Annotated in this window: 9 protein-coding genes; 4 read left to right on the top strand and 5 right to left on the bottom strand. The window is 70.3% G+C overall.

Annotated features, from left to right (window positions below; genetic code table 11):
• Positions 1 to 20: 20 nt before the first annotated feature.
• A complete protein-coding gene (locus tag ABT254_RS42410; protein ID WP_351482942.1) occupies positions 21 to 959 on the top strand; it encodes a class I SAM-dependent methyltransferase in 939 nt (312 codons plus the stop codon).
• Between the two features lie 20 nt (positions 960 to 979).
• Entirely contained in the window at positions 980 to 1,843 is an 864-nt protein-coding gene (locus ABT254_RS42405) for a PhzF family phenazine biosynthesis protein (protein ID WP_351482940.1), read from the top strand.
• A gap of 277 nt (positions 1,844 to 2,120) precedes the next feature.
• Here the strand turns inward: ABT254_RS42405 and ABT254_RS42400 are convergent, their stop codons facing one another.
• The 3 genes from ABT254_RS42400 to ABT254_RS42390 form a co-directional block, all read right to left on the bottom strand.
• Positions 2,121 to 4,865, bottom strand: a complete 2,745-nt coding sequence (locus tag ABT254_RS42400; protein WP_351482938.1) for an ATP-binding protein — start codon at positions 4,863 to 4,865, stop codon at positions 2,121 to 2,123.
• A gap of 124 nt (positions 4,866 to 4,989) precedes the next feature.
• A complete protein-coding gene (locus ABT254_RS42395) occupies positions 4,990 to 5,952 on the bottom strand; it encodes a GNAT family N-acetyltransferase (protein ID WP_351482936.1) in 963 nt (320 codons plus the stop codon).
• Between the two features lie 8 nt (positions 5,953 to 5,960).
• Entirely contained in the window at positions 5,961 to 6,530 is a 570-nt protein-coding gene (locus tag ABT254_RS42390; protein ID WP_351482934.1) for a dihydrofolate reductase family protein, read from the bottom strand.
• A 395-nt stretch (positions 6,531 to 6,925) separates the two neighbouring features.
• Here ABT254_RS42390 and ABT254_RS42385 point away from each other — a divergent pair, with 395 nt between their 5' ends.
• Positions 6,926 to 7,267 (top strand): hypothetical protein, encoded by a 342-nt coding sequence (locus tag ABT254_RS42385; protein WP_351482932.1) that lies wholly within the window; start codon positions 6,926 to 6,928, stop codon positions 7,265 to 7,267.
• 840 nt (positions 7,268 to 8,107) lie between these two features.
• On the top strand, positions 8,108 to 8,242 hold the full coding sequence (locus ABT254_RS42380) for a hypothetical protein (protein WP_351482930.1): 135 nt from the start codon (positions 8,108 to 8,110) through the stop codon (positions 8,240 to 8,242).
• 307 nt (positions 8,243 to 8,549) lie between these two features.
• Here ABT254_RS42380 and ABT254_RS42375 read toward each other — a convergent pair whose 3' ends face one another.
• Both ABT254_RS42375 and ABT254_RS42370 read right to left on the bottom strand, forming a co-directional pair.
• Complete coding sequence (locus ABT254_RS42375; protein ID WP_351482928.1) at positions 8,550 to 9,044, bottom strand: hypothetical protein; 495 nt, start codon at positions 9,042 to 9,044, stop codon at positions 8,550 to 8,552.
• A 68-nt stretch (positions 9,045 to 9,112) separates the two neighbouring features.
• On the bottom strand, positions 9,113 to 11,332 hold the full coding sequence (locus ABT254_RS42370; RefSeq protein ID WP_351482926.1) for a hypothetical protein: 2,220 nt from the start codon (positions 11,330 to 11,332) through the stop codon (positions 9,113 to 9,115).
• Between the last annotated feature and the right edge of the window lie 955 nt (positions 11,333 to 12,287).

Genomic DNA, 12,287 nt, shown 5'->3' with positions numbered 1-12,287 from the left:
AAGCGAAGGAGAGGCCGGCAATGGCTGCTGAGAACACATCTGACGGCGTATGCGCCCGCGAGGACGGCGGGGCGGCCGGCGACGGCCTCGCGGCCAACCGGGCCCTGTGGGACGACCTCGCCGAATTCCACGGAACCGCCCCTGAAGACCGGTCGTACGACGTGCAGACATTCCTCGCCGGCGGGCAGACACTGCGCGGGATCGAGCGGGAACTCGCGGGCGACGTGGCCGGCAAGGACCTCCTCCACCTGCAGTGCCACTTCGGGATGGACACCCTGAACTGGGCGCGCCTGGGCGCACGCGTCACCGGCGTGGACTTCTCCTCCAAGGCGATCGCACGGGCACGCACCCTTGCGGAACAGGCCGGTCTGGCCGCCGAGTTCGTGGAAGCGGACACCCAGCGCCTCCCCGACGCTCTGGCCGGCAGATTCGACCTGGTCGTCGCCACCTACGGGGTCCTGTCCTGGATCGGGGACCTCGGCGCCTGGATGGGCGGCGCGGCGACAGCGCTGCGGCCGGGTGGCCGACTGGTTCTCGTGGACCTTCACCCCGTCTTCCAGACGGTACTCACGTTCGACCCCTTCGTGGCCGACTGGCCCTACGGTGGCGGCGCACCGCAGCACGACGCGATGACAGGCACGTACGCCCACGCCGACGCTCCCCTCCAGCCGAAGAGGTCTACCCAATACCCGTATTCGGTCGGCGAGATCGTGACGGCGGCCGCTTCGGCGGGGCTGGTCGTCGAGCGCCTCGGCGAGCACACGGAAACCGAGACCGATGGGCGTCACATCCTGCCGCAAGGCCCGGACGGCCTGTACCGGTTCCCCTTCAGCGACACCTACCTGCCCATCCTGTACTCGCTCAGCGCAGCTCTCCCGCCCGCACCCGACGAACACCCCAGGGACGCCGACTGCCGAGGGGCCCACCCCGCAGAGGTCACAAAGTCCTCGAGCCTGTGACAGACCGGAGTGTCCGAAACATGCACTACTTGCACGTCGATGTCTTCAGTTCACAGCCCTACAGCGGCAACAGCCTGGCGGTGTTCCTCGACTCCGTGGGGCTCAGCGGGCAGCAGATGACGCGCATCACCCGGGAGATGCGCCATTTCGAATCGGTCTTCCTCGCCCGCCACCCCACCCATGAGCGGACCTGGGGTGCGCGCGTCTTCGACCTCGCCGGGGAACTCGACTTCGCCGGCCATCCCCTCATCGGGGCAGCATGCGTCCTGCACGCTCTGCACGGCGCCGATGACACCGAGACCTGGCGCCTGAACCTGAAAGCCCGAACGGTCGACGTCACCACCCGACGTCGCGCAGCGGGCCGCTACACCGCAGTTCTCGACCAGGGCCCCGCCGCCTTCCTCGGCCGCCCCGACATCCCCGCGCTGGCCTCCTGGTTCTCCCTGGACGCCTGCGACCTGGACCCGGACCTGCCCCCGGAAGTGCTCTCCACGGGACTCCGATACCTCATACTCCCCGTGCGTGGTGACGCCCTGGAACGCGCCCGGATCGCCCATGACCTCAAAGCCCCGCTCGCTGCGCTCGGCGCCCAGTTCGCCTACCTGCTCGACGCCACCGCATTGGAAGGACGCCACTGGAGCAACGACGGCCTCCTGGAGGATGTGGCCACCGGCTCCGGCGCCGGCTGCGCCGCCGCCTACCTGCGCCGGCACAACCGGATCGGCGACGGACAGACCGTCACCCTGCACCAGGGGCGCCTCACCGGCCGCGCCAGCCAGATGGCGATCAGCGCACACGGCGAAGGGCAGGACATCCACTCCGTCACGGTGGGCGGCGAGGTGGCGTTCGTCGCCGAAGGGCACCTCAGGGAGCTGCCCACATGAGCCGCTTCGTCGTGTTCCACATCGGCCTCGACGCCATCCGCGCAGCAGTCGGATACGAAGACGTCCGGTGGCAGGCCGCTACGAATGTCGACATGACGGACGACGAGATCATCCACCGGATCCGAGAGCAAGATCTAGTAGGACCTGTCCGGCCGATCACGGTCGTGGGCGGTCTTTGCGTAGAGCTCGCAACACGATCTTGTTTGCACGGCGATTTACTGACTTCGGCGTCTCGGGGTCTGGATCTGCGTCGGGACCGGTGCTTCGCCCGCACCGGCTACCCACCGAGCATGTCGGCGAGTTGGGTGCGGGAGCTGATGCCGAGCTTGGGAAAGGCCCGGTAGAGGTGGTGTCCCACCGTGCGCGGGCTCAGTAGCAGCTGGGTGGCGATCTCCCTGTTGGTCGCGCCGGTCGCGGCGAGCCGCACCACCTCCCGCTCCTGCGGACTCAGCCGCGCGATCGGCGAGTCCGCGGCGAGTGCCGGGTCGTGGTGCCCGCCCGCCGCCCGTAGCTCGGTCCGGGCTCGCCGCGCCCACGGCCGAGCGCCCACTCGCTCGAAGCGCTCCAACGCTGCGCGCAGTCGCTCGCGTGCGTCGAGCTTGCGGCGTTGCCGGCGCAGCCATTCGCCGAAGAGCAGCTCGGTGCGGGCTCGCTCGAAGCTGTCGTCGGCCGGGTGCAGGTCGAGGGCGGCGAGGTAGTGCTCCTCGGCCCGGGAATCCGGTCCGGCAAGGGCCCGGCAGCGGAGGAGCTGTGCGTGGACCGCGGGCTGTTGGAGGGCGTTCGCGCAGGCCGCGAGGGCCTGCGCGGGTGCCTTCGCCCGCTCCGGGCGGCCCGCCCGTACGGCTGCCTCGACCAGGTCGGGCAGCAGGTGGCGGGCCATCAGCGGGTGGCCGGCCTCATCCCGCGCTGTCTCCAGTCGGTCCAGCGCCCGCTGGCTCTGCCCGGAGCCGAGGTCGAGCAGGCCCAGCGCCCACAGCGCGTCGGAGGTGCCCCGGCCGACGCACCGCGGGCTGGTGTACTCCAGGGCCAGGTCGGCGAGTTCACGGGTGCGGTCCTCCTCGCCGCGGGCGGCGGCCAGCACGGCGAGCAGGGCGCGCAGGTGGGCGACCCGGTGGTCGAGGTCGTAGTAGTCGGCGAGCCGCAGCGCCTCGGCGGCGTGCGCCTGGGCGTCGTCGCGGCGGCCGAGCGCGAGCTCCACCTGGGCGAGCAGGTGGAGTGTGGTGGGCAGCCAGCCGCCGACTCCGTGGTCGCGGCAGTGCGCCACGGCGGCGGAGACGGCTCGGTGTGCGGTCGCGTGGTCGGCGAGCAGGTGGCAGTAGTGCCCGGTCATCAGCCGGTCCATCAGGCTGACTTCATCCCGGTCGCAGGCGGCCACCAACTCGGCGAGCGGCCGCCGCGCGCCACGGACGTCGGGGTCGGCGGGGACTTCGTCCGCGTCCGCATTCGCGTTCTCGTGCCGGGTGGCCGTCGCGTCGGCGAAGACGTGCGCCGGCACCGCGAGGACCGGCAGACCGGGCGCGCGGGCCGCGATCTGGGCGATCAGCGCCGCGTCCCCCGCGGCGAACGCCGCGTGCAGCGCGTCCGTCAGCAGGACGGGGAGCTTGTCGGGGCGCTGCGCGGCGGTCGCGTCCGCGCCCTCGGCGAGGATCCGGGCGGCCCGCGCCGGGCTGCCGAAGCCGAGCTCGACCACGGCCCGCACCCGGGCGAAGTCCGCCGCCATTCCAGGGTCCTGCAGCGGCTGCGGCACCTGGTCGGCGAGGGCGCCGCAGCGCTCGTCCTGTCCGGCCTCGCCGGCCCGCTGCGCCGCGCCGATCAGACGCCTTGCCCGCAGCGCCGGGTCCGCGGTCAGCTGAGCGGCCCGCTCGTAGGCAGCGGAGGCCGACGCCATCGCCTGCCGGCTTCCCGCCCACTCGGCGACCCGCTCCAGCTCCGTGGCCACCCGCTCGTCCGGCCCGGTCGCCGCCGCGGCCAGGTGCCAGGCCCGGCGGTGCGCGTGCCCGGCGCCGTCCAGCGTCTGCGCCAACGCCAGGTGCGCCGCGATCCGCTCCGCGAACGGCGCGCTGCGGTAGGCGGCGAACCGAACCAGCGGATGCCGGAAACGCAGCCCTGTGCCGGAGACGACCAGCAGCCCGGCGCGCTCGGCGGGCGCCAGATCGTCGGCCGATCCCCCGGACCGGGCCGCCGCCGCCAGCACTGCGGTCAAGTCCCCGGTGTCGTCCGCGGCGGCCACCGCGAGGATCCGGCGGGTGGCCTCGGGCAGCCGGCGGATCCGCTCGGCGAGCGACTCCTGCAGCCGGCTCGGCAGCGCCGACGGCACCTCTGGCAGCACCAGCGGCCCCAGTTGGCCGGACCGCTGCGCCGGGGTGAGCGCTGCTGACAGCTCCCGCAGCGCCAGCGGATTGCCTTGCGCCTGGTCGATGATCTGCTCGGCGACGTGCGGCGCGAGCCCGGGCAGCAGCGCCGCGGCCGCAGTCCGGTCGATGCCGGTGACGTGCAGCCTGGGCAGCGCCCGCCCGGTGCTGCCGGGCCAGTCGCCGCGTGCGGCGAAGAGCATCGCAACGCCCTCGGCGCGCAGTCTGCGGGCGGCGAACGCCAGCACATCCACAGACGGCTGGTCCAGCCACTGCACGTCGTCGACGAGACACAGCAGGGGCGTGTCGGCGGCGGCCTCGGCCAGGACGGACAGCGCGGCGAGGGCGACGGTCAGCCGGTCCTGCACCGGCGCGTCGACGAGGCCGAAGACGGAGCGCAGCGCCTGGGCCTGCGGGGCGGGCAGCCGGTCGAGCACCTGGAGGATCGGCAGCAAGAGCTGGTGCAGTCCGCTGAAGCCCAGCTCCATCTCGGACTCGATGCCCTCGATGCGCAGTACCCGCAGGCCCTGTGCGCGAGCGGCGGCGTGGTCGAGGAGCGCGGTCTTGCCGATGCCGGCCTCGCCGTGCAGCAGCAGGGCGCTGCTCTCGCCGCGCAGGGCGTCGGCGAGCATCAGCTCGATCCGCCGCAGCTCCTCGTCGCGCCCCTGCATCCGTGCCCCCCAGGATCCGCCAACTCGGCCACCGCCGGGCCACGTTGATCGTCACTGTACGCGGACCGGGCGGGATGGACCGGGGACGGACTGGGGACGGACTCGAGGGCGGCGACCGCCGCGCCTACCGTGCTCGCTCCTGCTCGGCCACCGGCGCCGACCAGATCATCCGGATCTGCGTGGTCCGGTAGCCGGCTCGGGCGAAGGCCGCCGCCATCGGCGCGTTCCCGGTGTCGGTGGTGGCGGTGATCAGCTCGGCGCCGGCCTCCGCATGGCTCCGGGTGACCTCGGCGAGCAGGTCGTCCACATAGCCGCGGCCACGGAACTCGGGCAGCACACCGAGGAATCCGACGTTCCGGGCGTACGGCGTCGCGGAGGGAATCACCAGTCCGGCGAGCCGCCCGTCGGGGCCGTACGCCAGCCGCCACCACTCCCGCTCGCCTGGGCAGCCGAGGTAGAACGCCAACTCCTCTCGGGCGGCCGCCTCGACACCCATCGTGGCGACGTTCCGGCGGGTCTCGTCGTCCAGGCTGCCGACCGCGATCCGCCGGAACATCCCGAGGAACTCCTCGTCGGAGGCCGGCGCGAAGCTGAGCCGGCCCTCGCCCCCCGGCAGCGGATCGCCGCTGGTCCACTCCAGCCGCAGCCGCTCCACCTCATGGCTGAGGCCGGCGGCCCGCGCGGCGCTCCGGCGCCAGGCCACCGCGTCCGCCGCCACCGCGTCGTCGCGCCAACCGACCGGCAGCGTCAGGTTGTACAGCGGCGGCTTCGGCGCGCCCGCGGCGGCGAACGCCTGCAGCCCGGCGGTGAGCAGCCCGGTCGCCACCCGGGCCGGGTCGCCCGCCCCGGGGTCGACGTGCAGGCAGTCCAAGGCGATCGGGTGGGCGCTGTCCGCCCGGCCCCACCACAGGGCGCGGGCCAGCAGCCGGCCGTCGCCGTCCTCGGCGATCCAGGTCCACTCCGGCCGGTACATCCCCTGCCCGAGCTCATCCCGGTAGCGGTCGGCGTCGATCCAGCCGACGGGTTCGGTGACCGTCACCGCGGCGACGCGGTCGACCTCGGCCCCGGTCGTGGGTCGAAACAGCATCGGTGCTCCTAGCGTCGGACGTAACTGGTCAAGGTGGTGCCGGTGAGGAAGACCCGGGAGTCGCGAAGCAGCCATTCGCCGGGGGCGAAGGGGGCGCGGAACAGTGGGATGCCGCTGCCGAACACCACCGGGTAGCGCTTCACCACCAGTTCGTCGATCTCGCCCAGCAGCTGCCCGGCCAGGCTCGCCCCGCCGCACAGCCAGATGCCCGTGCCCGGCTGCCGCTTGAGGCCGCGGACGAGCTCCACCGGGTCCCCCGACACCACCTCCACCTCGGGGTCGGTCCGGGTCAGGGTGGAGGAGAAGACGTACTGCCGCAGGTGCGGATAGGGGCTGGTGACGCCGATCCGCAGGGCGGGATCGTAGGTGGCGCGGCCCATCAGGATCGTGTCGAAGGCCTTGTTGGGCACATCGACGAGACCCAGCGCCTCACGGGCATGGCCGGGGATCGTCTCGGGGTACTCGGTGAGGATCGCGTCCTTCAGGTCGCCGTCGAAACCGGAGGAGTCGGTCTCCCCGCCCGGTCCGGCGATGAAGCCGTCGAGACTGCAGCCGATGTAGTAGGTGAGCCGGCGCATGAACCGCCTTTCACTTCGCTGGGTGAGCGTCGGGCCGCGGGCGACCGACGAGGACAGCCCGAACCTAGGCCCCGGTCACCGCCCCGGGCATCGGTCACGACGACCCAATGTGCCAGTCCGACTTGCCGGCCCTGCCAGCTGCCGTCGTCAGCCGTCGACCTGGACAGCTCCCGGATCGCGGCAGCGCTCCGGACGATCCGCCAGCGCTGTGAACACATGGGTCGCCGAGCTCGGAGCAACTGTGCAGCGTGTGGGCCGTCCGGTCCTGACAGCCGCCGGCAACGGCACCGAGGGCAGAGCGCGCCCGGGCTGAGTCGCATGAACGCTGCTCATTGATCTTCCACCGCTACGACACCGCATAGCCGTCATCCGGTGACCTCATACGATGCCGGCGTTTGCTGACTTCGGCGTACGAAGACGAGGTCACCGCATGGCGGGAGGCGACCTGGCCGGGCATCTGCACGCACGGCCCGCATCCGTACCTCTTCGCGGCGCCTTCTGATGACCCCGCCGCATTACCCGCGGCACCAGCAGCCTCGCCCGGCTCCCCGTCACCCCACCCGACTTTCCGCGAGGACAACTCCAAGATCCACGTCGGCCACCTCCCACGCATCACGGCCGGCCTGCGCAACCTCGCCATCAGCGTCCACCGTCAGGACGGCCGCACCAACATGCTGATGGGGCTACTTGAATCTGGCTCTGGCCGCAGTTTCGTGAAAGATCTTGGATCGGCATGACCTGGCAAGGGGGTTGGGAGAAAAAAATCCCGGCCTCCACGCCTCAGCGCGACTACTGTCCTGCTGGTAGATCGTCCGACCGACGAGGGGGCTGAGTCGTGCTGACCACTACGAACCCCCCGTAGGTACCTCTGGAAAGCCCAGAGGGCCCTACGGAGGCTCTCGATGTCCCGAACCGTCCGCACCACTCCCAGGCAACTCCGCGCCCAAGGCGTCGCTTCGGAGTCCATGTCCCTGTACGACCTGCGCTACACCCACGCTGAACTAGCCCAGGCCGCCCGCGAAGGCCGTCGCCCTGCCCCTACGAAGAGGCTGCACCGGATCACCTCCTGGCAGTGGATGGTGCTCTATTGCAGAAAGGGCTCGTTCTCTGCCGAGATCGCCATGGCTGAAAGCCCGGCCCGGCTCCAGGGTCGACTCGAAGCCCAGCGGATCCGTGGACTGCATCACGCCGGACACGACCTTGACGACGCAGATATCCCTCCGGTCCGCCACCGTCACGGCGGGCTCTGGAATGCCTGGTAGACACGAAGCGCCCCGGACTGACCGGCACATGTGAACACATGAGGTGCCTATGGCGGGTCGACCAAAGGGCTTGCGGCTCCCTGAGTCAGATGGCGCAGACTGCTGACGAGATGGGCGCGTTGGTCTCCCAGCCGACCCTCTTCAGGGCGGTGCAGGGCGAGAATCTTCCGATGTGGAAGACCGTACAGGCGTCCACGCGCGCGTACAGGGGCAACGAGCGCGCAGCCCCTATAGAACCCAAGCTCCCCAGGTGGGGCCGTTCCATATTCCTGCGGCCAACCCCCCGCCGAACTCCTACGCCGGCGCATAGCCGCATTGGCGTGCCAGGTTCAGGGCGGGCAGGGGGTCCCAGCGGTCTGTGACCACACCGACGACGCCGCGGTGGCGGCCACCGTCGAACGCATCGCCGCCGAGCAGGGACGCCTCGACCTGCTGGTCAACAACGTCTGAGCAGGCTACGAGCGGTTGAACCCAGGGGCCTGGGGCGAATGGAACACCCTAATGGGGCAGCAGCCACTGGAGCTGTGCGACGCCATGTTCACTCACGGGGTGCGCGCCCACTACGTCGCCACCGTCCGCTGCGCGCCCCTGCTCATGAAGGCCCCGGGCAGCCTGGTCGTGACCGCCTCCTTCACCGTGCCCGAGAGCGAGCAGCACAGCTTCGGCGCCGCGTATGGGATGGCCAAGGCCGCCGACGACGCATCTTCAAGCGGCGGGCCTGGCTCTGAGCGATCGCTCCGGCCATCGCGTTCAGCAGTCAGCTCACCGTCACATCGGTTGTGGCAGTGAGAACGCCGCGAGGGACACGGCTGATCAGGTCGATCAGGGCGGGGTGCTCGTCGGCGCGTTGCCCGAAGCGTCCGAACCACTGCTCAGGACGGGCGCTCTCGCTGGAAAAGGTCAGCCGATACTGGTATTGGCCCCTTTCCAACGGTCGGAACTGGGTGAAGACGGTCAAAGGGAGGTAGCCGTCGCCTCCACCAGCGCTGGGGTCGAAGCTCTCGCCTGGGCTGAGCAGGCGGAAGTGCGACCGTAGCAGCGGACCTACGAGGGGGTCCTCAACGAGTGGCCGGTACACGGTACCTCCGCCGTGCAGGACCGCTGTGCGAAAGTGGGGGAACCGCAGCCCCGCCTCGGAACCGTCGAGTACACCGACGACCCACACAGCCGCGTCGCTGACGTTGCGCAGTTCCACTTCGACGGGAACCGGTTCGCTGACGGGGTGCGGGCCCTTCGCCGCATGCAGGACCATGTGGAGGGCGACGGCCGCCTGGCCGCCGCCCGCGTTGGGGGAGGGGGAGGGTGAGGGGCGGGACATGGCTACCGACGGGTGATCTCTACCTTGGTCCGTTCGGCCTCCGACCGGATGTCCCGCATGACGTGGGGCTTGAGGTTCTTGCGGCCGAAGATCTCCACCATCTCGTCCATCACCTCTGTCGCCCGTTGCGGATTGCCCGCTTTGGCCTCCACCTGTGCCAGCCGCCGCATCACCTGGCCGAGAGTGATGTTGTCGACTCCCTCGTCACCGGCCGAGGATTCCACCACGCTGCTGAGCTGCCCGATGCCCTCCTCGGTGTTGGCGTGACGGATGCGGAGCTCCTTGCCGGGAGTGAGGTCCTTGAAGTCCCTTGAGACGCCGAAGCCCTTGACCATGCGCGGGTAGACGGCGAGCGGGTGCTCGGGGTACTGGTCCAGCACCTGGTCGAGGGCCTGGGTCCCGGACTCAAGACTTTCGGCGCGGGAGCCGAGCAGGTACAGGAGCATGCCCTGCTCATCGCCGGACATCATCAACTCGGCGACATCCTCGTCGGCCTCGGTCAGGGGCGTGCGGACCGTGAGCCGGTGGATGCTTGAGAGCACCCGGGAACCGTCCGACGCGTGGTATTGGGCCCGCAGTTGGTACTGGCCGGGCTGCTGGAAGTAGAAGCCGTCCTTCCCGTAACCGACGTAGGCGCTCTCGTAGATCGCCGGCCGGTCGGCGTCCAGGACCGTCCGGTGCTCGTGGTCCGCACAGCGGATCAGTGGCGGCCGGTAGGTCCTGGTCTCGCCCGAGGGGGTGCGGATGGCGACGGTGACGAGTCCGTCGTTGGGGTGCAGCCGGCCATGTGTGCTGCGGCCGCGCAGGTCGGTGGTGGCCAGCTTGATCTCGACCACGACCGGCTCGCCGAAGCGGAACGTTCCGTTAGACCGCAGTTCCAGGGTGAGGCCGGAGTTGTCGACGACGGGGTCGTCGAAGAGGTCCACGTCGACCTCGGCCGCACCGACGCCGAACGGGTTGCCGCCCATGATCACGTCCCGGTAGAAGCCGTGCCGCAGATGCACGAGTTCACTGTCGGTGAACTGGAAGGGGAACGCGGCCCAGTAGGCGGCCTGGCCACCCGGTGCGGGCGGCGGCGGCTGGAAGTTCTGCACGTAGTTCATCCAGGACAGGTCCCCGAGACCGCCGTTGGGCCCGAGCGGTTGAGGCGGGTCGGCCAGGTCCTTCTGCCACGAGTGCAGCAGGTTGAAGGCGTGACCGAGTTCGTGGACGTACGTGCGCAACTGCGCACGCTGGCTGGCCGGGTCCTCGCCCTTGATCGCGTCGTGGAACACCGCACAGCCCTGTCTCTGGAAGGCCCCGCCGGCGTCGAACATGATGCCCCGGATACCGTCCTGGACGTACGAGGAGGCCACCAGCTGCCATACCTGCCACAGCGGGGCATCCCGCCAGAGGCTGAAATGGTTGACCATGGCGTTGTGCAACTCCGCGTCGTTCCACCGTGCGTCGGGGCCCGCGGCACCGGCGGGGACGATGTCGGGAGCCCCGGCGATCTGCACCTCGATCCCCGCCTCCGCGTACGCGGCGGGCACGCTCAGGACACGTGCCGGGCTCGACGGCGGCTGCGGCAGAGACCCGGTGTCGTACGAGACGAACGGGACGGTCCCTGTCACGGAATCCTGTTCGAGCTGGACGCTGCGGAAGTGCGGTGAGACGAACGCGCACAGGTAACTTGCGCTGGGACTCCCGCCGTCGGTGGAGAACTGCACGGTGGCCTCGCCCGGGGTGGGTGCCACATCCGTACCGCGGACGATACTCACCTCCACGTACGGGGACAGGACGGGGAAACTGAACGTGCCCCGTCCGGTGAGCTTCACCAGACCCTCGGTGACGGCGGCGGTGAGCGTCTCGACGACGAAGGAACCGACGTAATGGGTAGTCGCCCCACTGGTCTGGAAGAAGTCTCCGCTGATCCGCATCAGCGGCCGCGGGCCGTCCACGTCCACTCGCAGTTCGAGCTGTGTTCCGCCTCCCGTGCTGCGGAAGCGCCCACTGACCATGGTCGCTACGGCCTGATCGGCCGGCCGCGACACGGCCTGTGCTTCGAGTCGCGCCACACGATCCCTGAGCTGGACCATGGCCTCGGCCTCCGGCTCCACGAGCACGGCCTCCGCGGCGCCGCTCTGCTCCGCCCTGTGGGTCGGCATCAGCCCTTCGAGGTCGTTCCTCCTGGCCGGCCGTACCACCCCGTCCAGCGTTGTGGGGTCCGACATGATCGACATGGGTTTCGCCTCCTTGTGCGGGGTGAGGCCGGCCACGAGGTGTCCACCGTCCCGCGTCCTTGGCACGTGTGGCCTTGTTGTCTCCGGATGTGCAGTCGTTCCAGCCGTACCGGCTGAGGTGGTAGCGCGTGATCCCGCCGGGGGAGGGGACGGCCCGCCGCTCCCGCCCAGGGCCATGCGTTGGCGCGGGGTGCCCGTCTCTCGGAGCCACGGCCTGTTGTAGCGCCAGGTTGGACGGTCTGTACCGTCATGTGCGTACTCCGGCGCGGGCTCATCCGTGGCGCCCGGGCTTTCCAGCGCCGTGTCGATCTCCATCCGCAGAACGCCCCTGATTCCAGTAGGCGTCGCACCCGCGACGATGTCAACCGGGGCATGAGCAGCATCTGGCGCAGCAACTCTGCTGGTTGACGGGTCAATTTACGCGATGTGACCCTCTTTGACCCTCGCGTCATAATTTGCTATTGCGATCCTAAATTAGTTCGCAGTCGCGTCGGGTGCGTCCCGGGTGCGTCCGCCGAACAGCGCAACCTCTCTCCGTACGTCGAGCGGGTTCCCCGAGGAGAACAGATGCCGAGCTCACTGCCCATCTGCGAGCACGCCAAGGCCGGCCTCGCAAAGGCCAAACAGCTGATGGTCTGCTGCTGGTGCGTCTGTAGTGCGGGCCGCGGCTCGCGGGGCGGATGGTGTGGCGTTTGTGGAGAGCGCTGACGCCTGCCTCATTGGTGGACCAGTCGACCAGGCGGCCGGCGACAGACTTCGCGTGCCTGATCGGGGTGTTCGCGTCAGCGCCAGTCAGCAGACCGGACGTAACCTGCCCACGCCCCGGCCTGTGCACTGGTTGCCCCCGGTGCGGGAGACCGGGGTCTGCTGCACGATCGGGTGACATCTGAACTGGCTTGCCCTGTGGGGCGGGTGGGAAGGATGTCGCTGTGCCCAAGCCTTATCCGGAAGAGTT

Origin of the sequence: Streptomyces sp. NPDC001137, assembly GCF_040298885.1 — a bacterium.
Taxonomy (GTDB): Bacteria; Actinomycetota; Actinomycetes; order Streptomycetales; family Streptomycetaceae; genus Streptomyces.
This window is presented reverse-complemented; position numbering and strand designations above follow the sequence as displayed.